Origin of the sequence: Bradyrhizobium forestalis (assembly GCF_002795245.1) — a bacterium.
Classification (GTDB): domain Bacteria; phylum Pseudomonadota; class Alphaproteobacteria; order Rhizobiales; family Xanthobacteraceae; genus Bradyrhizobium; species Bradyrhizobium forestalis.
The window spans coordinates 42942-66882 of the sequence record NZ_PGVG01000035.1 but is presented as its reverse complement, the minus strand read 5'-3'; the positions used below and the strand labels follow the sequence as shown (position 1 = coordinate 66882).

The following is a 23941-nucleotide window of genomic DNA, read 5'->3' as shown; positions in this document are numbered from 1 at the left end:
GCAATTCCGCGACGCGAAGCGTGGTCGATGATGTCCGCAGCCGTGCTGGAAATGAGCGCAAGGGCGCCCGCAGCCGAGCGGCTTGCAGCCTTCGCCCGTGTCACCACGGATGATGTCGACGAAGCCGCCGAGCAGATCGGGCGCATCTTCTGCCCGCACGATCTCAAGCCGGCAGCGGCGCGGGCGGCTGGCTTCTCGGCCCGGCATAATTGCGCGGCGTTCGAGGGCTTTTCCATTAATTACGTCGCCTATGGCGGATCGGTCAGCATCGATCCGGGCTGCCTCGAGCGCTTCTTCCTGGTGCAGGTCCCGCTCGCGGGCAGCGCCCGCATTCGTGCTGGTCATCGCGAGCTCGATGCCGCGCCGGACCGGACGGCGTCGCTGCTGTCGCCGACGATTCCGACCCGGATGATGTGGAGCGACTGTGCGCAGGCAATCCTGCTGCTCGACCGCCGCATGGTCGAGCAGCGCGCCGCGGCGCTATCGGGCAGGGCGGCTGGGGTGGTCGAGTTCGATCCCGTGATCGATCTGGACGCGCCCTCCGGGCGGGCCTTGCGAGCGAGTCTTGCCGGGCTGATGGCGCTCGCCGAACGGCTCGGATCCTCCGGCCGGCTGCCACCGGTCGCGATGGCCGATTGGCGCGAGCTGCTGCTGGATCACCTCCTCAATGGCCAGCGGCATGGCCTGTCGGATGCGATTCAAACGTTCTCAGGGCAGGCCGAGCGCCTGCCGCGCGCGCTCCGCGCCGCGCGCGACCATCTGGCGGACAAGGCCGGCGAGCCGCTCGATCTCGCGCAGCTCGCCTGCGTGTCCGGCGTCGGCATCCGCGCGCTGCAGCTCGGCTTCCGCCGTCACTTCGGCCTGTCCATCTCGCAGATGCTGCTCGACATGCGCCTTGCTGGCCTGCATGCGCGCCTTGCGCAAGCCGCGCCTGATGCCTCTATCACCGACATCGCCTTCGATCTCGGCTTCACCCATCTTGGCCGCATGGCCGGCGCCTACCGCGAAAAATTCGGCGAGACGCCGTCGGCCACGCTGCGGCGACGGATGAGCTAGGTGCGACGAGATTTGGTTTGATGCAGCAACGAAGGAGGTGCGCTCCCTCGCCCGCTTGCGGGAGAGGGTTGGGGAGAGGGTGTATCCTCAATGGGGCAATCCCCAAGTGGAAAAAGCCCTCTCCCGGCGCTTCGCCATAGCCGAGGCTTTGCCTCGGCGTTTCTTAAGATGACGGCCGCCGGAGGCGGCCTACGCCTCTCCCGCAAGCGGGAGAGGTGAAGGAGCCACCGCAGTAATCAACTTAAAGCCGTTCCGCTTTAGGCGTGAGATCGCTATTTCCGCGACCGCGTCTTGCCGTTGTCTTCCGCCGCCTGCCGGCGCAGAAACGCTTCGACGTCGGCCTGCACCGAGTAGGGCGTCGGGATCGCATCGCCGGCGGAATCGACTGCGGTGTCGAGGCAGCGGCGCAGCAGGCGTGCCAGCTCGGCCTTGCGGTAGGGCTTTCGCAGCAGCGGCGCGCCCATCGTGGCGCGTCCCTGCGCGTGCAGCGAGTCGTAGGCGTAGCCGGAGGTGAAGAGGACGCGCAGAGACGGCCGTGCGGCAACCATCTGCTCGGCGAGCTCGCGTCCGTTCATGCTGCCGGCCATCACGATGTCGGTGAAGAGCAGGTCGAACGGCGTGCCTTCGGCTACGATGGCGAGGGCTTCGGTCGCATCGGCGGCGGGGATGACCTTATAGCCGAGGCCTTCGAGCTGGACCGTGACGTAGTGGCGGACCTCGCGGTCGTCCTCGACGCAGAGAATGGTCTCCTTACCGCCCACGATCTTGCGATCGTCGTAGCCGGTCGGCCGCAGCGTGCTCGTCTCCGCCTTCGGCAGGTAGATCGTGAAGATCGTGCCGCGGCCTTCCTCGGACGCGACCTTGATGCCGCCGCCGGATTGCTTGACGAAGCCGAACACCATGCTGAGCCCGAGCCCCGTGCCCTTGCCGATCTCCTTGGTCGAGAAGAACGGGTCGAAGATGCGTTCGAGAATGGCCTGCGGAATGCCTGTGCCGGTGTCGGCGATCGCGATCCCCACATAGTCGCCGGCATAACCGGCGCCGACCGCCAGCGCCTCGCGCACGCCGAACACGACGTTGCACGTCGTCAACGTCAGCCTGCCGCCGTCCAGCATGGCATCGCGGGCGTTGATCGCGAGGTTGAGCAGCGCCGAGCTCAGTTGGCCGCGGTCGGCGTAGGCGAGCCAGACGGCGCGATCGAGCTTCGTCGCGATCTCGATCTTCTTGTCGAAGGTGGCCAGCAGCAGCTTGGCGAGCTCTTCGATCAGCTCGTTGACGTCGATCTCGGCCGGCTGGAGCGCCTGCTTGCGGGCAAAGGAGAGCAGGCTCGATGTCAGCGCAGCGCCGCGATCGGCGGCCTCGCTGATCAGCTTGGTGATGGTCGCGAGCGGCGGGTTGTCCTTGACGGCGTCGGCGAGGATCTCGATCGTGCCTGTTATCACCGTGAGCATGTTGTTGAATTCGTGCGCGATGCCGCCGGTGAGCTGCCCGACCGCCTCCATCTTCTGGGACTGGATCAGCTGCTCCTCGGCGGCGCGCTTCTGGGTGATGTCCCTGACGAAGGTGTTGATGATGGAGCGCTCTCCGATCCGCGACACCGTGCCGGCCGCCTCGGCCAGAATGCGCTCGCCGTTCCTGTGGACCAAGGTGACTTCGAAGCGCATGCCGGCCGGCGTGTCGGACAATTCCGGAACGAGGCGCGCCATGCGTTGCCTGAAGGCGGCGCGCAGCGGCTCGGCGACAACGAGATCGACCACGTCGGCGCCGAGAGCCTCCTGCCGCGTCCATCCGGTCAGCGCCTCCGCCTGAAAGCTCCACTCCAGCACGGCACCGCTTTCGTCGATCTGAATGAAGGCATCGAGCGCGGTCTTGATGACCGCTTGCATCATCTGTGCGCTGGCCTGCGCCTGCTCAGCCAGCTGCTCAGCGGTGCGTTCTTGCTGCCATGTCTCGATCGTGCGGGTGCAGAGATGGGCAAGCAACACCGCAACAGCGGCGCTCGCGAGCAGGGCGATGAGCTGGGCCGTGCCGAATTCCGCGGTGCCGGTCACCAGATCGGAGGTCAGGAAGACTGCAGCAGTCACGACGACCTGTGCGGCCAACGCGAGTGTCAGAAGCCCCCTGAGTTTCATGGTCTCACACCAAAGACGCCTGCCGCGGACCGCCCGGTCGCCTTGTCGAGCAGCGGGCACATGTGAGCTACAGACTCGGCGCGGCGGCGTCGAGGGGCAATTTCCGGTGGTGCGGAACGGGGCCGCCTCAACCCGCCGGCGGATCGGTCTGGCGCAGCGTCGTCACCCAGATCACGCGCGCCACCTGCTGGGTCGGGTTGTCGAACATGTGCGGCACGATGCTCGGAAAACGAAAGCTGTCGCCGGCTTCCAGCAGGTGGGCCTGGTTGTCGAGCCACAGCCGCAGGCTGCCCGAGAGGATGTAACCCGCCTTCTCGCCGGTGTGCTGCAGGAAGTCGGTGCCGGAGGAGGCGCCGGGGTTGAGCGTGAGCTCGTAGAGCTCGAGCTGGCCTTTGCCTTCCGGGGTCAGCGCTTCCTTGACGACGCCGCTGGCGGTGAGCCGCAGCAGCCGCCGGTTGTTCTTGCGCACGATGTAGCGCTGCCCGTCGGCGGGATCGCTGCTCTCGAAGAAATAGGAGATGGGAACGTCGAGCGCGATGCTGAGCAGGCGCAGGGTGCGGATCGACGGCATGGCGCGCGCGCGTTCGAGCTGGCTGATCATGCCGGTGGACAGGCCGGTCTTGTTGGCGACGTCCTGGATCGACAGGCCGGCACGCTGCCGCAGCAGCCGCACGGTTTCACCCAGGCGCTGGTCGACGGCGTCGTCGGCCTCGACCGTCGCAACGTTCTTGGGGCCGTTCGTGTCGCCGCGACCATTCATGTCGCTCTCCCATGCATCATCTCAGCCTCGGACCGGATCGGTCCCGTGGCTTTAGTCGGAATGAAAAGGTCGCGCATACTAGCAATGCGATTGACAGCTGTATTTAGTCATGATGAAATTTTGGCTGAAAAATTTAGAAGCACTAAAGCCCACTCCTGTCCCTTTGCCGGGGTCTCGGGGGCGCGGGAGACGGTGCCGCGTGCGGAAACGGAGAGTGGGTCATGGCAGACGACACCGGCAAGCTCGGCGTTGGGGCACTGCATCTCGGCATTCCGAATCGCCGTCAATTCTTCCAGCTCGGCGCCGGAGCCGCGGCGGGATGGACGCTTTCGGGCAACGCCTTCGCCCAGACCGAACGCCCGACCAATCCGCCGGACAAGCCGCGCGGCCAGGTGATCGCCGCGCTGTCGCAGGAGCCGACCGTCTTTCACCCCCTGATGCCCGGCATCGAGGTCGACCAGGGCATCTGGTGGCAGGTGTTCTCGCTGCTCTGGTTCATCGATCCTGCCGGCAATTTCGTTCCCGACCTCGCACGCGAAGTCCCGACCATCGAGAATGGCGGCCTGTCGGCCGACGGCCTGACCTGGAAGATCAAGCTGCGCAACGACGTGAAGTGGCACGACGGCACGCCGTTCACGGCCGAGGACGTCAAGTTCTCGCTCGAGCTGATCAACGATCCCAACTTCCGCGCGCGCAGCCGCGTCGGCCACAGCCTTGTCAAGGACATCAAGGTCGTCGCAGCCGACGAGATCCATTGGCGCATGGAAGCGCCCTATTCACCCTACATGTCGATCCTGGGATCGCTGACCTTCATCGTGCCAAAACACATCCTGGAGAAGGCGTCCGATCCGAACGCCTCGCCGTTCCACAATGCGCCCGTCGGCACCGGGCCGTTCCGGTGGGGCGAGCGCGTGCCCGGCGACCACATCCTGCTCAACGCCCACACCGGCTATCACGGCAAAGGTCCTTACGTTGAGCGCGTGGTCTTCAAATACATCCCCGACCTTACCGTGCTCTACACCCAGTTCCGCACCGGACAGGTCGACTACACCGGCCTGCAAGGCATCTTGCCGAACTTCGTGCAGGAGGCGAAGACGCTGAAGGGCCGCAAGATCGTCGTCTCCTCGACGTCCTCCGTGGAGCATATCGCGCCGAATCTGGAGTTCGGTCCCTTCGCCGACCGCGCGGTGCGCGAGGCGCTCTATCTCGCCATCAACAAGCAGGCGATCATCGATGCGCTCTATTACGGTCTGCCGACGCAGACCGAGAGTTTTGTGCCGCAGCAGGCCTGGTCGTTTCAGCAGGGACTGCCGCAGCACAAATACGATCCGGCCAAGGCCAACGCGCTGCTCGATGCGGCGGGGTGGGTGCGCGGCTCCGGTGGCGTGCGCGAGAAGGGCGGCGTCAAGCTCGAATTCACCAACTCGACGACATCGGGCAATGCGGTGCGCGAGCAGACCCAGCAGCTCCTGATCCAGGACTGGCGCGCGATCGGCGCTGCGATGCGCGTCAACAACATGCCGGCCGCGGTGATCTGGGGTGACTTCTGGCAGCAGTCGAAGTTCAACTCGGTGCTGGTGTCGGTGAACTTCATGCTCGGCAGCGATCCCGACGTGACGCCGCGCTTCGGCTCCGGCGCGATCCCTGCCAAGGGCGGCCGCGGCTACAACACCTATCAGTACAAGAACCCCGAGGCGGATCGTCTCCTCGCCGAAGGCGCCAAGCAGTTCGAGCTCGCACAGCGCAAGACCACCTATGGCGATCTGCAAAAGCTGATCCGCAACGACCTTGCGATCCTGCCGATGTTCCAGGGCTTCATCGCCGAAGGCGTGAAAGAGGGGCTGCAAGGCTTCCGTCCCAACATCAACACCTCCATCAACTGCTGGAATATCCGCGAATGGTACTGGGCCTGATGTCCTGGGCACGCTGGATCGCCTGAGATGGCCCGTTACGTCGTCAATCGCCTGGCGCAGGCGGTCATGCTGCTGGTGATCGTCTCGGGAATCGGCTTTGCCATCCTGCATCTGGCGCCCGGCGGCCCGCTATCGCAGTTTGCTGTGTCCGGGCAGATGACGCAGGAGGATCTCGACCGCGTCACCAGGCAACTCGGGCTCGATCGGCCGCTGCCGATCCAGTATCTCGACTGGTTCGGCCGAATGCTCAAAGGCGACTGGGGCCGCTCCTATCGCGACGGCGAGACGGTGCTGTCGGTGATCTCATCGCATCTCGGCGCCACCCTGGAGCTGATGGCGACGGCGACCATCATCGCGGTGCTGCTCGGCTGCTGGATCGGCATCCTTGGCGCGCTGCGCCGCTATTCGCTGTTCGATACGCTCGCCACCGTCGGCGCCATGATCGCGCTGTCGATCCCGACCTTCTGGTTCGGCCTCGTCACCATCTACGTGTTTTCGGTTAAGCTCGGCTGGCTGCCGGCCGGCAACCGGCAGACCGTCGGCGACGGCTCCTTCCTCGACCTGCTGCATCACCTGATCGCGCCGGCAATGGTGCTGGCGCTGGTCGAGACCGCGATGTGGGGCCGCTTCATGCGCTCCTCCATGCTCGAGGTCATCAACCAGGATTACATCCGCACTGCGCGCGCCAAGGGCATGCCGGAATGGCGCATCCTCACGGTGCACGCGCTGCGTAACGCGCTGTTGCCGATGATCACGGTCGCTGGCCTGCAGTTTCCGACGCTGCTGGGCGGCGCGCTGGTCGCCGAGACCGTGTTCACCTGGCCCGGCATGGGCCGGCTGTTCCTCGATTCCATCGGCTATCGCGACTATCCCGTGGTGATGGGCATCCTGATGTTCTCGGCGACGATGGTGCTGATCGGCTCGCTGCTCGCCGATATCCTCTATGCCGTGGTCGATCCGCGCATCCGGGTGGGCTGAAGCGATGGCGACCGCGACCCTGTCCACAGTTCAGCTCGCCCCCGGCCAGGCGGCGTGGCGGCGCTTCCGCCGGCACCGGCTCGCGCTCGCGGGCGCCGTGATCATCCTGGTGCTCGTGCTCGGCTCGGCGTTCGGTCCCTATCTGCTGCCGTTCGACGACACCTATATCGACATCATGAAGCGGTTCGCGCCGCCGCTGTCGGGCGCGCATATCCTCGGCACCGACGAGCTCGGCCGCGACGTGCTGGCGCGGCTGATGATGGGCGGCCGCGTCTCGCTCTCGATCGGCATCGTCGCGATGGTGATCGCGATGGCGGTCGGCATCGCCGTCGGCGCCTTCGCCGGCTTCTATGGCGGCGTGGTCGGCGCGGTCTTGATGCGGCTCGTCGATGCCGTGCTGTGCTTTCCGACCATCTTCCTGCTGCTCGCGCTCGCGGCACTCACCGAGCCGGGCCTCGTCACCACCACCATTCTGATCGCGGCGACCGCGTGGATGGCGGTTGCCCGCGTCGTCGAGGCCCAGGTGCGCTCGCTGCGCGAGCGCGAGTTCGCGGTGGCCGCGCTCGCCTTCGGCTCGTCCAACCTGCGCATCATGTTCCGCGAGCTCGTGCCCAATGCGATCGCGCCGATCGTGGTCGCCGCGACGCTGAACGTCGCCAAGGCGATCCTGCTCGAATCCTACGTCAGCTATCTCGGCTACGGCATCCAGCCGCCGGCGGCGAGCTGGGGCAACATGCTCAACAACGCGCAGATCTATCTCACCAGCGCGCCCTGGCTCGCGATCGCGCCGGGCGTCGCCATCACGCTCGCCGTGACCAGCTTCAACTGTCTCGGTGACGGCCTGCGCGACGCGCTCGACCCGCGAATGAACATCCCGTGACGAGCAGAACTCGAACGAACTGAACTCCAGGAGTGCCCCATGTCCCCGCCGCTCAACCGTATCAACAGCGATGAACGCCTGCCGGCGCAGGTGGATGTCGTCGTCATCGGCGGCGGCGTCATCGGCGTCTCGGCGGCCTATCATTTGGCGAAGAAGGGACACTCCGTCGCCCTGGTCGAGAAGGGCCATGTCGGCGGCGAGCAGTCGAGCCGCAATTGGGGCTGGTGCCGCCAGCAGGGCCGCGCCCGCGAGGAAATCCCGCTCGCCCGCGAGGCGCTGCGGCTGTGGGAGGACATGCAGAACGATGCCGGCGTCGATGCCGGCTTCCGCCGCACCGGCGTTTTGTTCCTGACCAAGAGCAAGGACGAGCTCGCCGGCTGGGAACGTTGGGCCGCGATCGCACGCGAGCAGCAGGTCCACTCCACCGTGCTGACGCCGGCCGAGGTCGCCGAGCGCATGCCTGATAATGCCGACACATGGGTCGGCGGCCTGCACACGCCGAGCGACGGACGCGCCGAGCCGTCGATGGCCGTGCCCGCGCTCGCCACTGCCGCGCGAAAGCACGGCGTCACCATCCACCAGGGCTGCGCCGCGCGCGGGCTGGAGACGACCGGCGGGAGAGTCAGCGCCGTCGTCACCGAGAAGGGCACCATTCGCACGCAATCCGTGCTGCTCGCGGGCGGCGCGTGGTCGTCGCTGTTCTGCCGCCGTCACGGCGTCGAGCTGCCGATCGGCCTCGTCAACGCCACCGCCTGCCGCACCACGCCGGGACCGGAGATCACCTCCGGCGCACTCGGCACCGACTTCTACTGCATCCGTCGCCGGCTCGACGGCGGTTTTACACTGGCACTGCGCAACCGCGGCACGGTCGAGCTGTCACCCGACCTGCTGCGTTACGCCTGGACCTTCTGGCCGCCCTATCTGCACCGCCGCAACGGATTGAAGATGTCGCTCGGCAAGTCGTTCTTCGACCAGATCATGCGCGGCACGAATTGGAGCTTCGACAAGCCGTCGCCGTTCGAGGCCGAGCGCGTGCGCGATCCCGCGCCCGACATGTCGCTGGTCAATTCGGCGCTGACGGCGCTGATCAAGTCGAATCCGGAATTGAAGGACATCGAGATCGCGGAGGCCTGGGGCGGCACCATCGACTGCACGCCCGACACGATCCCCGTGATCTCGCCGGTCGATGCGCTGCCGGGCTTCTTCCTCGCCACCGGCTTCTCCGGTCATGGCTTCGGCATCGGCCCCGCGGCCGGCAAGCTCGCCGCCGATATCGTGACCGGTGCGACGCCGCTGGTCGATCCCGCCGCCTACAGCCACAAGCGCATGATCGACGGCCGGCGGCTCGCGCCGGTCAGCCCGTTCTGAGGGCGGCATGACGGTTCTCTACAAGGCCAACATGGTACGCGGCGCCGAGTGGGCGCGCTTCTTCGCGGAGCGCGCGCCCGACATCCCGTTCCGGCTCTGGCCCGACATCGGCAATCCCGCCGAAATCCGCCATCTCGTGGTATGGGTGCCGCCGGATGACATCGCGACGACCTTTCCCAATCTCGAGCTGGTCTTCTCGGTTGGCGCGGGCGTCGATCAGTTCGACACCACGAAAGTTCCGGCGCACATTCCGCTGGTCCGCATGCTGGAGCCCGGCATCGCCGAGACCATGGTCGAATACGTCACCATGGCCGTGCTCGCCCTGCATCGCGATCTCCTTGATTTCATCAGCCAGCAGAAAGAGCAGGTCTGGCGCGAGATCCGGATCACGCCGGCCAAGCGCCGGCGTGTCGGTGTGATGGGGCTCGGCCAGCTCGGCCAGGCCGTGCTCGAACGTCTCAAGGCGTTCGGCTTTGCGTTATCGGGGTGGAATCGTTCGCCGCGCGAGATCGAAGGCGTCACCTGTTACGCGGGCGCTGATGCCTTGCCGGACTTTCTGGCGCAGGCCGATATTCTCGTCTGCCTGCTGCCGCTGACGGATCAGACGCGCGGCATTCTCAATGCCGACCTGTTCGCGGGCCTGCCGCATGGGGCAGGGCTCGTCAATGTCGGGCGTGGCCCGCATCTCGTCGAGGCCGATTTCCTCGCGGCCCTCGACAGCGGCGCGCTGTCAGGCGCGGTGCTCGACGTCGCCGATCCCGAGCCGCTGCCGGCAGGACATCCGTTCTGGAGCCATCCGCGCATCCTGCTGACGCCGCACAATGCCAGCATGACGACGCCGGATACGGCGGTCGATTTCGTGCTCGACGTCATCGCCCGTCACCGCCGCGGCGAGGAGCTGCCGGGGCGTGTCGATCGTACGCGCGGCTATTGAGGTGATGATGGTGACATCGGTGCAGCCACAGACTCCGCTTACCTCTCCCGCTTGCGGGAGAGGTCGGCGCGAAGCGCCGGGTGAGGGCTCTCTCCTCTTGGGGGGTCTCGCCTGCGGAGACACCCTCTCCCCAACCCTCCCCCGCAAGCGGGGGAGGGGGCGCACTTTCTCCGCGGCAGGCCTCGAGGTCCACCTATGAGCAGCGCCGCGACCAAACTCATCGTTGCCAGCGCCCCCGTGCTCTCGGTCTCCGGCCTCACCACCTCCTTCATGCTCGAGCGGCGATGGGTCCCCGTCGTCCGCAACGTCTCGTTCGATGTCGCACCGCGCGAGACGGTCGCGATCGTCGGCGAATCCGGCTCGGGCAAGAGCGTCACCGCGCTTTCGATCATGCGTCTTGTTCCGAAGGAGATCGGCCGCGTCGAGGGCCGCGTCATGCTGGCGGGGCGCGATCTGCTCGCGCTGCCCGAGGCGAGCATGAAGGACATTCGCGGCAATGACGTCGCCATGATCTTCCAGGAGCCGATGACGAGCCTCAATCCGGTGCTCACCATCGGCTTCCAGATCGCGGAGGCGCTGATCCAGCATCGCGGCCTGTCGCGCGCGGCGGCGGAGGCCGAAACCATCCGCCTGCTCGATCGCGTCCGCATCCCCGCGGCGACATCGCGCTTCCACGAGCATCCGCATCGCTTCTCCGGCGGCATGCGCCAGCGCGTGATGATCGCGATGGCGCTGGCCTGCAAGCCGAAGCTTCTGATCGCGGACGAACCGACCACCGCGCTCGACGTCACCATCCAGGCCCAGATCCTCGAGCTCTTGAAGGAGCTCCAGCAGGAGGAGGGGATGTCGATCCTCTTCATCACCCACGACATGGGCGTGGTCGCCGAGATCGCGGACCGTACCGTGGTAATGTATGGCGGACAGGCGGTGGAGCTTGATGCGACCTCGCGCATCTTTGCCGCGCCTTCGCATCCCTACACACGCGCGCTGCTCGCGGCCGTGCCGCGTCTCGGCTCGATGGACGGACGCGCGCGGCCGATGCGCTTTCCGATCGTCGACAAGGTGACGGGGACTTCGGACGAGCCGGTGGAGACGCCCGACACTGTTTCGACGGCCGAGCGGCCGCTGCTGGAAGTCTCTGGCCTCACCACGCGTTTCCCGATCCGCTCGGGCCTGTTCGGCAAGGTTTCGGGCCGCGTCCATGCGGTCGAGAACGTCTCCTTCACCTTGCGCGCCGGCGAGACGCTGGCGTTGGTCGGCGAATCCGGCTGCGGCAAGTCGACGACGGGCCGCTCCATCCTGAAACTGACGGAGCCGGATAGCGGCACGGTCCTGATCGAGGGTCAGGATGTGCTGGCCATGAACGGCCGAGCTTTACGCGATTTCCGCAAACACATGCAGATCGTGTTTCAGGATCCGTTCGCGAGCCTCAATCCGCGCATGTCGGTGGGAACTGCGATTGCAGCGCCACTGCTCGCCAATGGACTTGCCACTGCGGCGCAGGCGCGCGACAAGGTCGCCGACCTTCTCGTCCGCGTCGGCCTCTCCGCCGACATGGCCGCGCGCTTCCCGCACGAATTCTCCGGCGGCCAACGCCAGCGCATCTGCATCGCCCGCGCGCTCGCGCTCGGGCCGAAACTGATCGTCGCGGACGAAGCGGTTTCCGCGCTCGACGTCTCAGTCAAGGCACAGGTCGTCAATTTGATGCTCGACCTTCAGGCCGGCATGGGCCTCGCCTATCTCTTCATCTCCCACGACATCGCCGTGGTCGAGCGCATGAGCCACCGCGTCGCAGTGATGTATCTCGGCGAGATCGTCGAAATCGGTCCGCGCGCTTCGGTGTTCGGCAACCCGCAGCATCCCTATACGAAAAAGCTGATGGCCGCGGTGCCGGTGCCAGACCCGTCGCGCCGCGGCACCAGGCGCGAAGCATCCAACGACGAGATCAGAAGCCCGGTGCGTGCGCCGGATTATCAGCCGCCGGTGCGGCAATATCGCGAAGTGTCGCCCGGCCACGTCGTGCAGGTCTGGGGCGAGGAGTGGTCGGCATGACACTGCGAGCTTCACGAAGCCAAGCGCGAATCTCTGATCTCGGCGAGACGCGGGTAGCTTGCTGACCAACCGCGCGTTGCAGATCCAGCGTGTTCGCGTCCGGTTATCGCGGCGATGCAGACGCGTCCTCCGGAAATTGTGACCGAATGGAGCGACAGGGAAGCGCAGTGTGTGAACCGCTTCATACTCAATCGCTCTCTTTCTGAATTACCATTCTCCCAAGAAATTGCCGCACCCGCACCATTTGCCAGACACGGGTGAGATGCAATGCCTGCGCAGCCGCATGCTCGCAGCTTTGGATTTGGCTCCGTCTTGCTCACGAGCAAGCCAATCCCATCACTCAGCAAAGATCCTTCAGAAATTGGAATGAAAGGGCATCGCGCAACTCACGCAGCTTCTGTTCGGGGGTCGGCCGGTAGGCTGCTACTTACTCAGAAGGAGCTCCCCATGAAGATAAGCAGCGCAATTTCCAGCGCCTTCTCTTTAACGAGGCGCGTCAGCAATCTTCGGATCGCTCGTTCCAGTCTGATCAGATCAGCCCATCTGCTCGAAAGAATCGGGCTGGCAGCCGTTGGAGCCTCTGGCGGCCTCTATGTTGGTGCGACCCTGTTACGTCAGAAAGCCGGACTGTTTGAAAGCGGCTGGATCGTCCTGGTAACGATGCTCTACGGAGCTCTCGGCTTCTATGTCGGAATTGATTTGTCCGGCAATGTCGCCGCACAGCGGCCGACATCGAGCATCTCGGAAGAATGGAACGGTTCCGAGCCGGTCGAGATCATGAGTGCGGCCGGAACGTTCGGCGCGGCAATCGCTGCAACTCTGTCCGTCAGCATCCTTGTCCTTGACCAAAACCTGCCTAATGGCTTGATAGGTTTTGTTGCCGGCTGTTGGGCGGTTGGTTCTTCGCTCCAAGTTGCGGCGGGCACGATGGCTCGCAGCTATGAAGCGCCGATCAGCGAGCAATGAAGGAATTGCGGCGCGGGAAGCATCCGCTTGGCACCATACGTGAGCACAAGCCGCAGTGTTGGTTCGGTTCTGGCTTGGAACGATCGCGACGACTCATCGCAACCTCTGCCGTCCAACGCTGCGTGCCAACGATGTTTAGTAGCAAAGCCGTTCGCATCGAGCAGCGTCAATGCTTCAAAGCGATATCGGTATTGAGAGACCTAAGTCATCGCGCAACAAACAAGACGTGCCATCATGGTGGCGTTGGTATATTGTCCCCGCGCCGTGGTCCAAAATTCTGCTAACCGCCAACCACACGATCGGTGGAGCCAATGCAGATCGCGGAGTGGCTCGAGAAGCTGAGGCTTGGGCAATACGCGGAGCGTTTTGCCCAGAATGGGATCGACATAGGTGTCCTTCCCGAACTGATGGACGAGGATTTCGATAAGCTCGGAGTCCTGCTCGGCCATCGCCGCAGAATGCTGCGTGCTATCGCCGACCTCGATCCAGCCGCGTTGATCGCATCGCCGGTTCCTCCTCAGGACGCCGAGCGGCGTCACCTCACCGTCATGTTTTGCGATCTGGTCGGCTCGACTGCGCTCTCGGCGCGTCTCGATCCCGAGGATATGTGGGAGGTGATCCGGGCCTACCGCGCTGCCTGCGCGAGCGCTGTTGCTGCTTATGATGGCAGGATAGCCAGATTCGTCGGCGACGGAATACTCGTCTATTTCGGCTATCCGCGCGCCCACGAAGATGATGCGGAGCGCGCGGTGCGCGCGGGCCTCGACATGATCTCCGCGATACGCCTCCTCAAAACGGGCGCCGGCGAACGGGTTGAGCTGCGGATCGCAATTGCGACCGGACTCGTGGTGGTCGGCGACCTCATCAGCGGAGATGCGTCGGAGGAGCACGCGACCATCGGCGATACACCAAACCTCGCCGCCCGGCTCCAGAGCCTGGCGGAGCCGGGGGTGGTCGTCGTTGCCTCGTCCACGCGCCGGCTGCTTGGCGATCTCTTCTCCCTTCGCAATCTTGGCCGCCGGGAGGTCAAGGGGATAGCAGAACCCATCGCAGTCTGGGCGGTGGAAGGAGCGACCGCATCCGAGAGCCGCTTCGAGGCAGTCCGTGCCGCGCGCTCGATCGGCTTTGTCGGCCGCAAGAACGAGATCGAATTCATCCTCGCGCGGCAGCGAGAGGCTTGGCAGGGCCAGGGCCGGATCGTATTGATTTCGGGCGAAGCGGGCATCGGCAAGTCGCGCATTGTCGCAATGCTGTCCGAAAGCCCCTCGTTGGGGGCGCACCGCCGGGTGCGATATCAGTGCTCGCCTTACCACACCAATAGTGCGCTTCATCCCTTTGTCGCCCAGCTCGAGCGCGCCGCCGGAATTCGCTCGCACGACACGCCCGGGCAAAAGCTCGACAAGCTCGAGGCAATGCTGGCGCTCGGAACACAGCAGGTCGTTCAAGCGACACCGCTCATTGCGGCTCTCCTCTCCATTCCCATCGGCGACCGTTGTCCGCCGCTCGGGTTGAGCCCGGCGCAGCAACGCCGACAGACATTTGCCGCGCTTCTCGATCAGCTCGAGGGCTTGGCGCGAGAGCAGCCTCTGCTGATTGTCTGCGAGGATATGCACTGGGCCGATGCCACGTCACTCGAGCTGTTCGATCTTGCCGTCGATCGGATCAGGGGGCTGCCGATCCTCGTGCTCATGACATCCCGGCCGGAGTTCGAGCCCTCCTGGTCGGGCCTTGCCAACGTCAGTCTGCTGCGGCTCGACCGTCTCGACCGGCAGGACACGCGCGCGCTGATCGAGCAGGTGGCGGTTGGCCGCCAGCTGCCGCGCGAGATGATGGAGCAAATCATCGACAAGACGGATGGCATTCCGCTGTTCGTCGAGGAGCTGACCAAGATGGTGCTGGAGTCCGGATTGCTCGTCGAAGAGTCCGGACGCTACCGCCTCGACAGTCCGCTCCCGCCGCTCGCCATTCCCGCGACGCTGCAGGATTCGCTGATGGCGCGGCTCGACCGGCTGGCGCCGGTCAAGGAGGTGGCGCAGATAGGCGCCGCCATCGGACGCGACTTTTCATATGCTCTGCTGAGATATGTGACGGGACGCGAAGATCTGACGCTGAGCGCTGCGCTGGGACAACTCGAAGAGGCCGAACTGCTGGTGCGTCGCGGAACTCCGCCCGAAGCAAATTATAGCTTCAGGCACGCTCTCGTTCAGGAGGCAGCCTATGAGGGCCTGCTTAGGAGCAAACGGCAGGTGCTTCACAAGCGGATCGGCGATGTCCTGCGTGAGAAGTTTCCAGCCGTGGCCGAGACTGAGCCGGAAGTACTGGCGCACCACTTCACTGAGGCGGGGTTGAGCGAAGTCGCCCTCGAATGGTGGCGCAAGGCGGGACATCAGGCGCTGAAACGCTCGGCCTATTCCGAGGCGATTGCACACCTCGGCAAGGCAATTGCCGCCGCCGATGAGTTGCCCGATGATCCCGGCCGGATGATGAGCAGGCTTCATCTTCAGATCGCATATGGCCGCGCATTGCGGGGTGGCCTTGGGCATAACGCTCCCGAAACGGTGGCGGCATGGACGCGCGCGCGACAATTCGCGGCTGGTATCGATGACCCCGTTGAACTTGCGCCGGTCCATTCGGGCCTCTTCAATGCCTGCCTGACGCATGGCGAACTTGCTCCGATGCGGGAGCTGGCGGATGCCATCAGGAGCGCCGCTGACCGACGGCCAGACTCGCCCGTTGCCGCCGTCGTTGCTCATTGGACTGGCGGAGTGACCTGCTGGTTCGCCGGCGACTATTTGAACGCGCGAGCGCATCTTGAGCGGGCGCTGGCGATCTATCGGGCCGAACCGGATCCCGCGACCTTCAGGGCTTCAGCGCTGGATCTCCCGTTCGTGATCATGCGATTTCTCGCCCTGGTGCTCTGGCCGCTCGGCACCATCGCTCGCGCACGCAGGCTCGCCGCAGAAGCGGTGAATGCTTCAGGAGAAAAGCGGGCACTTTCCCAGGCCAACGCGCTTGTTCATCGCGCCGTGTTCGACGGACTATGCGGGGGCATGTTGCAGCAGACCGAGACGATCCTGGCGCTCGGTCTCGCGCGCGACCATACGATGCCGCTGTACGTGGCCGCCGGCACCTACCTGAATGGCCTCGCCAAGTGGCGTGCCGGCGACCGAATGGCCGGTCTGGCGGACATGCGTCACGGCTGGACCTTGTTGCACGAGAATGACTGCTACCTCTGCGAACCCTTTTGGGGAATGCATGTCGCCATGGCGGACGCAGAGGTGGGCCAGGTCGAAACCGGACTCGAAATCTTGAGTGAATTGATCGCCTGGACGGGACAATCCGGTCAGCGTTGGCTTGATGCCGAGCTGCACCGCGTCCGGGGAGAGCTCTTGTCGCGTCATCCTTCGAACGAATCCAGTGCCGAAGATGCCCTCAAGCAAGCGCTGGAAATCGCACGAGGCCAGCAGACGAAGACTTTCGAGTTGCGCAGCGCCCTCGGGCTCGCGCGCCTGTACAAGACAGCTGGCCGAGCGGGCAGGGTATCCGAGCTGCTCGCTCCCGTCCTCGTTGAATTCGATGCGGAGCGAAATCTCTCTGAGGTCGAGGAAGCGAAGCAGCTGCTCGGGCAAGAGCATTGACGACGTGCCTCTTCCCTGGCGGGATGTCTGCGCTTCAGGGGGTGGCGGTCACGAATTGACGTGCACGAAATCCCGCAGCAGCGGATAGATCTCGTTGTTCCAGCGCTTGCCGGAGAACACGCCGTAATGGCCGACGCCGGCCTGCATGTGGTGGACGCGGCGATAGGCGCGCACGCCGGTGCAGAGGTCCTGGGCGGCGAGCGTCTGGCCGATCGAGCAGATGTCGTCCTTCTCGCCCTCGACCGTCATCAGGCCCATGCGGCTGACCGCCCTGGTGTTTACGGGACGGCCGCGATGCATCAGCTTGCCTTGCGGCAGGAGATGCTCCTGGAACACGTCGCGCACGGTCTCAATGTAGAATTCCGCAGGCAGATCCATCACGGCGAAATATTCGTCGTAGAACGTCTTGATGGTCGCGGCCTTCTCCTTCTCGCCCTTGGCGATGTGGCTGGCGAGGTCGAGATGCTGCTTGATGTGGCGCTCGAGATTCATCGAGACGAAGGCGGTGAGCTGCACGAAGCCGGGATAGACTTTCCGCAGCGCGCCGCGACACTGCATCGGCACGTAATTGATCAAATTGCGCTCGAACCATTCGATCGGCTTGCTCTTGGCGAAGTCGTTGACCCTGGTCGGCTGAATCCGCGTGTCGATCGGGCCCGCCATCAGCGTCAGCGTCGCCGGGCGCGAGGGATGGTTGTCCTCGCACATGATCGCCGCGGCCGCGAGCGCCGACACCGAGGGCTGGCAGATCGCGACCATGTGCGGACGCGGACCCAATTGCCCGAGGAAATCGATCAGGTGCTCGGTGTAGTCGTCGAGCCCGAAGCGGCCTTCGCTGCGCGGAATGTCGCGCGGATTGTGCCAGTCGGTGATGTAGACGTCGTGGTCCTGGAGCAGCGTCTTCACGGTGCCGCGCAGCAGCGTGGCGAAGTGTCCGGACATCGGCGCCACCAGCAGCATGCGCGGCTGCTCGCCCGCGCCGTCCTTGCGAAAATGCAGCAGCGAGCCGAATGGCGTCGCGTAGGCGATCTCCTCGGTGACGGCGATTTCGCGGTTGCCCACCATGACGCTGTCGATGCCGTAGGCCGGTCGGTCATAGGTCAGGGTGGAGCGCGAGATCAGCTCCAGCGCGGCCGACAGCCGGCCGACGACCTGGTCCGATAGGCCCTGAGGCACCAGATTGAGGAATTTGAGCGCGGACGAAGCCCCGGCGCGCCACGGCGCCGTCAGGTCCATGTGGTTCTGAAAGGCCTGATAATACATCGACATCATACTGAAATGCCCACCTGTCTCCTGTCGTGATGCAATATCGAAGCCAGACGGGAGCGGGATCGCCCGGAAAATTGGCACGTCGCTTGCTGCTCTCCGGGTGTGAAGCACAGGTCACGGGCCCGCACGCGCGGCGGTGCGTTGCCCAGACGTGAGGGAAGGGCTCCATGGCGAAGGCGACACTGACCATCAGCAGCAAGAACTACTCGTCCTGGTCGCTGCGCGGATGGCTGCTGACGAAGTTCTCCGGGCTCGATTTCGAGGAAATCGTCACCGCGCCGGACGATCCGTCGGCGCGCGCCGAAATCCTGCTGCTGTCATCATCGATCCTGGTGCCGTGCCTGCGGCACGAGGGCGCCGTGGTCTGGGACACGCTGGCAATCGCCGAATATCTCAACGAGGTGATGCCGGAGGCCGGGCTGTTGCCGGCCGACCGCATCCAGCGCGCCCATTGCCGCTCGATCTCAGGCGAAATCCATTCCGGCTTCACCACGCTGCGCGCCTCGCTGCCGGTCAACCTGAAGGGGCACTTTCCCGGCTTCAAGATCTGGTCGCGGGCGCAGGCCGACATCGACCGCGTCTGGTTCATCTGGCGCGACTGTCTGGAGAAATCGGGCGGCCCGTTCCTGTTCGGCGCGCAGCGCACCATGGCGGATGCAATGTACGCCCCGGTGGTGACGCGCTTTGTGACCTACGACGTCAAGCTCGCGCCGCCGCTGAAGGCCTATGCCGACACCATCATGGCGATGCCGGAGATGCAGGAATGGATCGCGGCGGCGAAGGAGGAGCCCGCCGAGATCGAGGAGCTCGAGGTCGAATATTAGGCAGATGTTGCGCGGCGCTGCCTGTTTCGGCGGCGAGGGTCCTGGCGCGGCGGCCCTCCCAGCTATGCCTTTGTCACGATTAACCTTTGGCGCCGGTGCCAGGCCCGGCCCGTCCGCCGCGCTGCCGAGATATTGTACGCGCCCGCAGCGGCGTGTCGACATCTAGCCGTGAACAGATGCGTACACGGCGTTTCGGCTGATTCGGACGTGATTCGTTCGGGCCGCGTTCCGAAGGTTAAAGCGGAAGCGCGGCCCCGTCGCATTTTGAAACAAGACCGCCTTCAGGCGGCCCCGCGCTGCTTCACGCGCGGCAGGCGCCAGCCGATCACGGTTGCTTCGACCGCAATGCCGGCCTCGTGGTTCTGCCAGCGTCCCTCGACATAGCGGCAGGCGAACGGCAGTTGATATGTTCCGCTGTGATCCTCGCATAGCACTTCGAGTGGCAGGCCCGGCGGTGGTTCTCCGGCGCCATCGAATTCCGCCAAACGTCTATCGCGCGTTGCCATTCCAAAAATCTCCCCTAAACAAAGCCGCGGAGAGCGCCCACTTCGTCCGCGTGCGGTTCATTGCTCCCCGTCCCAGGGGAACGAGCCCAAGCTCAACGCGAGAATGCGGTGCGAGTGTGGTAGCCTCACGCGGCTGCGCGCAAACAGCGCACATTGATGTGATCGACTGGTCGAGGAACTTTCATGCTGCTTCGAAACGCCGGCATTTGTTTCGCGATGTTGCTGCTCGCCACGCAGGCAGCCCTGCCGGTGCTCGCGCAGGACGTGCCCGGCATCGAGATCTGCACGGTCGAGAAGACCATGGAGCGCCGCACCAGCTGTCTCCAGAGCAATGTCGACTTCCTGCAGAAGACGATCACCAAGCTCACCCTCGATCATCAGCAGAAGCTGGATGCCGCCAATCGCCAGATCGACGCGTTGAAGACAGGCATCGCCGGCTTGCAGAAGACGCTCGGCGATCTCCAGGCCGCGCAGGCGAAGACGGCCGAGGATCTGAAGAAGAAGCAGGACGCGCCGCCGGCCAAGGACGCGGCGAAATAACTGCCGATCACGCGACGCGATATCGCTCCATCACACCACGATCGGGCTCATAGCCGAGCCCGGGTCCTGCCGGCACCGCGACATGGCCGGTGGCATCGACATCGGCGCGGCCGCGCCAGAGGCAGGCCTCGCGCTTCAAATAGAACATCTCGACCAGCCCGTCGTCGCGCGTCGCGAGCAGATGCAGCGTCGCCAGCAGGCCCGGGCCAAAGTAAGGAGAGTGCGGCACGATCTTGACGCCGGACCGATCGGCCAGGCCTGCGACCTTCAGGAATTCCGTGATGCCGCCGACCTTGATGACCGAGGGCTGGGCGTGGCTCACCGCGCCCGCCTCCATCATCTGGCGGAACTGATATTCGGTGCAGGCATTCTCGCCGGCGGCAACATTCAGCCCGCCTTGGCTGCGGACTTCGGCAAGCGCGGCAAAGTCTTCCGGCGGCCAGACCGGCTCCTCCAGGAACATCGGCTGCGCGTCCCGGCATGTCTGCGCGAATGCGATCGCCTGCTCGCCGGTCAACGGGCAGTTCATGTCGACCATCAGCGGAATGTCGGGGCCGATCGCCTCGCGCGCGGCGAACACCGCAGGCGCCGTGGTCTCGTGCAGCTTGATCGCGCCATAGCCGAGCGCGAGCGCCTTCCTGCATTCGGCGGCGATGTTGTCGGGCGAGCCGATCCGCAACAGGCTCGCGTAAGCCGGAATCGCCGTGCGCCTGATCTCGCCCAGCAGGTGATGCACCGGCACGCCCTCGACCTTCGCGACCAAATCCCACAACGCGATATCGAGCCCGGAGATCGCGAACATGGTGATGCCGTAGCGGCCGAACAGGTGCAGATTGCGCTGGATCTGCTCCATCACCGCGGCAATGCCGGCGGCATCGGGCACCTTGAGCCCGCGGGCTTGCGGCGCGATCATCTCCTCGACGGCGCTGCGCGTGGTGTGCGGGCAGACATAGGCGAAGGCATCGCCCCAGCCGGTCAGCCCGGCATCGGTCGTGACCTCGACGAGGACCATGTCGAGGGCCGTGATGGCGGAAGCGCCCTGGCGGAAGCTCGCGACGCCGGCCTCATAGGGAATGCGGATATGGTGCGCCCGCACATCGGTGATTTCCATGACCCGGTTCCTCTTTCTCGTGAGCGGTTTCGAGGAGTGTAGCCACGAACGACAGGGCGTTGCCAGTGGCCATTGCCGGACTATCCTCATGCGAAGGACAGCAATGCCGATCAAGCAAAGTGCTGCTGACCGGCGCATCATCGCCGTGCTTCGAACGAGGGCCTGAACCGTCATGAATCCAGCCCAGCGCGCGCTCTGGTACATCGAGAGCCATCTGGCCGAGCCGATGACGCTCGACGAGATCGCGGCGGTCGCCGGCGTGTCGCGGTTCCACATCGTGCGTGCGTTTGCCGCAGCAGTCGGTCTTCCGGTGATGCGCTACGTGCGTGCGCGGCGGCTGACGGAGGCGGCGCGCAGTCTGGCTAAGGGCGCCCCCGACATTCTGTCGCTGGCGCTGGAGGCGGATTACGGCTCGCACGAAGCCTTCACCCGCGCGTTCCGCGACCATTTCGGCACCACGCCCGAAGCGGTCAGGGCCGCGACTTGTGTCAGCCAGCTCAAGCTTCAGGAGCCGATCCTCATGGATTCCACGATGCTCGATACTCTCGCCCCGCCGCGTTTCGAGACCGCAAAGGCCTTCCTCGTCGCCGGTCTCGCCGAGCGCATCTCCTGCGACAACGGCGCCATGATCCCCGGTCTGTGGCAACGCTTCCACCAGGAGGTCGCCGACATTCCCGCCCGCGTCGGTCACGTCGCCTACGGCGTCTGCTGCAACGGCGATGATGCCGGCAATTTCGACTACATCGCCGGCGTCGAGGTCGCCGATTTCTCCGACCTGCCGCGCCGCTTTGGTCGCATCCGCATTCCCGAGCAGCGCTACGCCGTCTTTAGGCACTCGGATCACGTCGCTTCGATCCGACGCACGGTGAACACGATCTGGAATCAGTGGCTGCCGGCATCCGGCCTCAGAGCCGCGGACGCGCCGAACTTCGAGCGCTACGATGAGACGTTCGATCCAGCAACCGGCAATGGCGGTTTCGAGATCTGGCTGCCGGTGAGGGAGTAGCGCGCAACGCTGGCATACCGTCCCGCTTGCTTGGCAAGCCCGGGCGACTTTGTCATAACCGCTGGCAAATCTTGCCTGCGGGGCCCGCGCCGGACATCCCATGCAAGCCATAACAAGCAGCCGGGAGGGTCTCCAATGTCCACTGCCACGCCCAACGTCCGCGTTCTCGCCACCGACCTCGAATTTCCCGAAGGGCCGGTTGCGATGCCGGACGGCTCGGTGGTGCTGGTGGAGATTCGCGGCCAGCGTCTGACCCGGGTCTACCCTGATGGCCGCAAGGAGATCGTCGCCAAGATTCCGGGCGGCCCGAATGGCGCCGCGCTCGGGCCCGACGGCAAGATCTACATTTGCAACAATGGCGGCTTCTCCTGGATCCCGACCCGCAACATGATCATGCCCGGCCCGCAGCCGGACGATTATCTCGGCGGCTCGATCCAGAGGGTCGACCTGCAATCGGGCAAGGTCGAGACCGTCGTGACGAAGTGCGGCGCGCACGATCTGCGCGGGCCGAACGACCTCGTCTTCGACAGGCAGGGCGGCCTCTGGTTCTCCGATCTCGGCAAGCGCCGCGCCCGCGAGATGGACGTCGGCGGCATGTATTACCTCAAGCCCGGCATGACCGAGATCGTGGAAGTCGTGCATGGCGTGCTGCCGGCCAACGGCATCGGGCTGTCGCCGGACGAGAACACCGTCTACATCGCGGAGACGCCGACCGGGCGACTGTGGGCCTACGAGCTCTCCGCGCCGGGCACGCTCAAGCCGCGCGATGCGATCTATCGCGGCGAGCGGGGCAAGCCGATCTGCGGCCTCGGCGGCTACCAGATGTTCGACTCGCTCGCGGTGGAAGCGAGCGGCAATGTCTGCGTTGCCACCCTCGTCTCCGGCTGCATCTCGGTGATCGCGCCCGACGGTGCACTGGTGGAACAGGTTCCGACCGGCGACCGCGTCACCACCAACATCGCCTTCGGCGGCCCCGAGCTGAAGACCGCCTACATCACACTGTCCGGCAAGGGCGAGCTGATCGCCATGGACTGGCCGCGCGGCGGTTTGCCGTTGAATTTTTTGAATAAGTGAATGTATCTGTGCCGATACATCCGTCGTCATTCCGGGATGCGTGCGCCAGCACGCAGGCCCGGAATCCATCGGGCCTCGAAATTTGTGGTTGAAATGGATTCCGGGCTCGCGACTTCGTCGCGCCCCGGAATGACGGCACCTACTATGGAGTGAGAAATGCCCTGGCCCGACCCCATCACCCTGCGCGGACAGCACGCCCGTATCGAGCCGTTGTCGCATGATCATCGCGAGGGGCTGGTCGAGGCCGTCAAGGACGGCGAGCTGTCAAAACTCTGGTACACCGCGATTCCGCTGCCGGAGAACATGGGCAAGGAGATCGACCGCCGCCTGGGTTTGCAGGCCACGGGCTCGATGCTGCCGTTCACCGTGTTCGACGCCGGCGGCAGGATCGTCGGCATGACGACCTACATGAACATCGACGCCGCCAACCGCCGCGTCGAGATCGGCTCGACCTGGTACGGCAAGAGCGCGCAGCGCGGCCCGCTCAACACGCAGTGCAAGCTGCTGCTGCTCCGGCATGCCTTCGAGACGCTGAACTGCATCGCGGTCGAGTTCCGCACGCATTTCTTCAACCACCAGAGCCGCCGCGCCATCGAGCGCCTAGGGGCCAAGCAGGACGGCATCCTGCGCAGCCATCAGGTCGCGCCGAACGGCACGCTGCGTGATACTGTTGTTTACAGCATCACCGCCGCCGAATGGCCGACGGTGCAGGCGCATTTGAACTATCAACTCAACGACAAGCCGCGCTAGGGTTCATGTCTGTTTTTCGTAACGATGTCGCCGCGGGCTCGATCACCTCTCCCATGGGGAGAGGTCGCGCCGAAGGCGCGGGTGAGGGGACCGGTCTCTCGTGGGACCTGAATCCCTCCGATTTGCACCGGACGATGCTGCGCATCGCCGGGAGCAAATCGACCTCTCCCTCCGGGAGAGGTGT

General features: G+C 65.0%; 19 protein-coding genes. 14 read left to right on the top strand and 5 right to left on the bottom strand.

All coding sequences use genetic code 11. From position 1 onward, the window contains the following. The first annotated feature begins 30 nt into the window (after positions 1-30). Positions 31-1056, top strand: a complete 1026-nt coding sequence (locus tag CVM73_RS30470; RefSeq protein ID WP_100235494.1) for an AraC family transcriptional regulator — start codon at positions 31-33, stop codon at positions 1054-1056. 272 nt (positions 1057-1328) lie between these two features. Here the strand turns inward: CVM73_RS30470 and CVM73_RS30465 are convergent, their stop codons facing one another. Together CVM73_RS30465 and CVM73_RS30460 are read right to left on the bottom strand one after the other, a co-directional pair. Continuing rightward, positions 1329-3188: an ATP-binding protein gene (locus CVM73_RS30465; protein WP_100235477.1), complete on the bottom strand. Its 1860-nt coding sequence runs from the start codon at positions 3186-3188 to the stop codon at positions 1329-1331. A 127-nt stretch (positions 3189-3315) separates the two neighbouring features. Continuing rightward, positions 3316-3948, bottom strand: coding sequence for a cupin domain-containing protein (locus tag CVM73_RS30460; RefSeq protein WP_100235476.1), 633 nt, complete (start codon positions 3946-3948; stop codon positions 3316-3318). A gap of 221 nt (positions 3949-4169) precedes the next feature. On the opposite strand from CVM73_RS30460, the gene CVM73_RS30455 reads away from it, so the two are divergent. From CVM73_RS30455 to CVM73_RS30420, 8 genes are all read left to right on the top strand, one after another. After that, on the top strand, positions 4170-5861 hold the full coding sequence (locus tag CVM73_RS30455) for a peptide ABC transporter substrate-binding protein (protein ID WP_100235475.1): 1692 nt from the start codon (positions 4170-4172) through the stop codon (positions 5859-5861). 27 nt (positions 5862-5888) lie between these two features. Beyond that, positions 5889-6839: an ABC transporter permease gene (locus tag CVM73_RS30450; protein WP_100235474.1), complete on the top strand. Its 951-nt coding sequence runs from the start codon at positions 5889-5891 to the stop codon at positions 6837-6839. Positions 6840-6843: 4 nt separating this feature from the next. Beyond that, a complete protein-coding gene (locus CVM73_RS30445; protein ID WP_100235473.1) occupies positions 6844-7719 on the top strand; it encodes an ABC transporter permease in 876 nt (291 codons plus the stop codon). 39 nt (positions 7720-7758) lie between these two features. Then, positions 7759-9087 carry an NAD(P)/FAD-dependent oxidoreductase gene (locus tag CVM73_RS30440; protein ID WP_100235472.1) on the top strand — a complete coding sequence of 443 codons (1329 nt, stop codon included), beginning with the start codon at positions 7759-7761 and terminating at the stop codon, positions 9085-9087. A gap of 7 nt (positions 9088-9094) precedes the next feature. Continuing rightward, positions 9095-10021 (top strand): 2-hydroxyacid dehydrogenase, encoded by a 927-nt coding sequence (locus CVM73_RS30435; protein WP_100235471.1) that lies wholly within the window; start codon positions 9095-9097, stop codon positions 10019-10021. 195 nt (positions 10022-10216) lie between these two features. Beyond that, a complete protein-coding gene (locus tag CVM73_RS30430) occupies positions 10217-12073 on the top strand; it encodes an ABC transporter ATP-binding protein (protein WP_208639261.1) in 1857 nt (618 codons plus the stop codon). A gap of 447 nt (positions 12074-12520) precedes the next feature. After that, a complete protein-coding gene (locus tag CVM73_RS30425) occupies positions 12521-13039 on the top strand; it encodes a hypothetical protein (RefSeq protein WP_100235492.1) in 519 nt (172 codons plus the stop codon). 311 nt (positions 13040-13350) lie between these two features. After that, positions 13351-16677, top strand: coding sequence for an AAA family ATPase (locus CVM73_RS30420; protein ID WP_167407145.1), 3327 nt, complete (start codon positions 13351-13353; stop codon positions 16675-16677). Positions 16678-16725: 48 nt separating this feature from the next. Here CVM73_RS30420 and CVM73_RS30415 read toward each other — a convergent pair whose 3' ends face one another. Continuing rightward, positions 16726-17949: a polyhydroxyalkanoate depolymerase gene (locus tag CVM73_RS30415; RefSeq protein WP_100235469.1), complete on the bottom strand. Its 1224-nt coding sequence runs from the start codon at positions 17947-17949 to the stop codon at positions 16726-16728. Between the two features lie 164 nt (positions 17950-18113). Here CVM73_RS30415 and CVM73_RS30410 point away from each other — a divergent pair, with 164 nt between their 5' ends. Further along, positions 18114-18770: a glutathione S-transferase family protein gene (locus tag CVM73_RS30410; protein ID WP_100235468.1), complete on the top strand. Its 657-nt coding sequence runs from the start codon at positions 18114-18116 to the stop codon at positions 18768-18770. Between the two features lie 281 nt (positions 18771-19051). Here the strand turns inward: CVM73_RS30410 and CVM73_RS30405 are convergent, their stop codons facing one another. Further along, positions 19052-19276 (bottom strand): hypothetical protein, encoded by a 225-nt coding sequence (locus CVM73_RS30405; protein WP_024339451.1) that lies wholly within the window; start codon positions 19274-19276, stop codon positions 19052-19054. 183 nt (positions 19277-19459) lie between these two features. Here CVM73_RS30405 and CVM73_RS30400 point away from each other — a divergent pair, with 183 nt between their 5' ends. Then, complete coding sequence (locus CVM73_RS30400) at positions 19460-19816, top strand: hypothetical protein (RefSeq protein WP_100235467.1); 357 nt, start codon at positions 19460-19462, stop codon at positions 19814-19816. 7 nt (positions 19817-19823) lie between these two features. Here the strand turns inward: CVM73_RS30400 and CVM73_RS30395 are convergent, their stop codons facing one another. After that, the gene (locus tag CVM73_RS30395; RefSeq protein WP_100235466.1) at positions 19824-20927 is read right to left on the bottom strand and encodes a mandelate racemase/muconate lactonizing enzyme family protein; all 1104 of its coding nucleotides are present in this window, start codon (positions 20925-20927) and stop codon (positions 19824-19826) included. Positions 20928-21099: 172 nt separating this feature from the next. Between CVM73_RS30395 and CVM73_RS30390 the strand changes: the two genes are divergently transcribed. From CVM73_RS30390 to CVM73_RS30380, 3 genes are all read left to right on the top strand, one after another. Continuing rightward, positions 21100-21933, top strand: coding sequence for an AraC family transcriptional regulator (locus CVM73_RS30390; RefSeq protein ID WP_100235465.1), 834 nt, complete (start codon positions 21100-21102; stop codon positions 21931-21933). Between the two features lie 135 nt (positions 21934-22068). Continuing rightward, positions 22069-23007, top strand: coding sequence for an SMP-30/gluconolactonase/LRE family protein (locus CVM73_RS30385; RefSeq protein WP_100235464.1), 939 nt, complete (start codon positions 22069-22071; stop codon positions 23005-23007). A gap of 156 nt (positions 23008-23163) precedes the next feature. Beyond that, positions 23164-23757 (top strand): GNAT family N-acetyltransferase, encoded by a 594-nt coding sequence (locus CVM73_RS30380; protein WP_100235463.1) that lies wholly within the window; start codon positions 23164-23166, stop codon positions 23755-23757. Positions 23758-23941: the final 184 nt, after the last annotated feature.

What these genes read in the sequence shown, in the direction of transcription:
- CVM73_RS30470 (WP_100235494.1), top strand. Translation starts at nt 31, where the DNA reads ATGTCCGCAGCCGTGCTGGAAATGAGCGCAAGGGCGCCCGCAGCCGAG.
- CVM73_RS30465 (WP_100235477.1), bottom strand. Translation starts at nt 3,188, where the DNA reads ATGAAACTCAGGGGGCTTCTGACACTCGCGTTGGCCGCACAGGTCGTC.
- CVM73_RS30460 (WP_100235476.1), bottom strand. Translation starts at nt 3,948, where the DNA reads ATGAATGGTCGCGGCGACACGAACGGCCCCAAGAACGTTGCGACGGTC.
- CVM73_RS30455 (WP_100235475.1), top strand. Translation starts at nt 4,170, where the DNA reads ATGGCAGACGACACCGGCAAGCTCGGCGTTGGGGCACTGCATCTCGGC.
- CVM73_RS30450 (WP_100235474.1), top strand. Translation starts at nt 5,889, where the DNA reads ATGGCCCGTTACGTCGTCAATCGCCTGGCGCAGGCGGTCATGCTGCTG.
- CVM73_RS30445 (WP_100235473.1), top strand. Translation starts at nt 6,844, where the DNA reads ATGGCGACCGCGACCCTGTCCACAGTTCAGCTCGCCCCCGGCCAGGCG.
- CVM73_RS30440 (WP_100235472.1), top strand. Translation starts at nt 7,759, where the DNA reads ATGTCCCCGCCGCTCAACCGTATCAACAGCGATGAACGCCTGCCGGCG.
- CVM73_RS30435 (WP_100235471.1), top strand. Translation starts at nt 9,095, where the DNA reads ATGACGGTTCTCTACAAGGCCAACATGGTACGCGGCGCCGAGTGGGCG.
- CVM73_RS30430 (WP_208639261.1), top strand. Translation starts at nt 10,217, where the DNA reads ATGAGCAGCGCCGCGACCAAACTCATCGTTGCCAGCGCCCCCGTGCTC.
- CVM73_RS30425 (WP_100235492.1), top strand. Translation starts at nt 12,521, where the DNA reads ATGAAGATAAGCAGCGCAATTTCCAGCGCCTTCTCTTTAACGAGGCGC.
- CVM73_RS30420 (WP_167407145.1), top strand. Translation starts at nt 13,351, where the DNA reads ATGCAGATCGCGGAGTGGCTCGAGAAGCTGAGGCTTGGGCAATACGCG.
- CVM73_RS30415 (WP_100235469.1), bottom strand. Translation starts at nt 17,949, where the DNA reads ATGATGTCGATGTATTATCAGGCCTTTCAGAACCACATGGACCTGACG.
- CVM73_RS30410 (WP_100235468.1), top strand. Translation starts at nt 18,114, where the DNA reads ATGGCGAAGGCGACACTGACCATCAGCAGCAAGAACTACTCGTCCTGG.
- CVM73_RS30405 (WP_024339451.1), bottom strand. Translation starts at nt 19,276, where the DNA reads ATGGCAACGCGCGATAGACGTTTGGCGGAATTCGATGGCGCCGGAGAA.
- CVM73_RS30400 (WP_100235467.1), top strand. Translation starts at nt 19,460, where the DNA reads ATGCTGCTTCGAAACGCCGGCATTTGTTTCGCGATGTTGCTGCTCGCC.
- CVM73_RS30395 (WP_100235466.1), bottom strand. Translation starts at nt 20,927, where the DNA reads ATGGAAATCACCGATGTGCGGGCGCACCATATCCGCATTCCCTATGAG.
- CVM73_RS30390 (WP_100235465.1), top strand. Translation starts at nt 21,100, where the DNA reads ATGAATCCAGCCCAGCGCGCGCTCTGGTACATCGAGAGCCATCTGGCC.
- CVM73_RS30385 (WP_100235464.1), top strand. Translation starts at nt 22,069, where the DNA reads ATGTCCACTGCCACGCCCAACGTCCGCGTTCTCGCCACCGACCTCGAA.
- CVM73_RS30380 (WP_100235463.1), top strand. Translation starts at nt 23,164, where the DNA reads ATGCCCTGGCCCGACCCCATCACCCTGCGCGGACAGCACGCCCGTATC.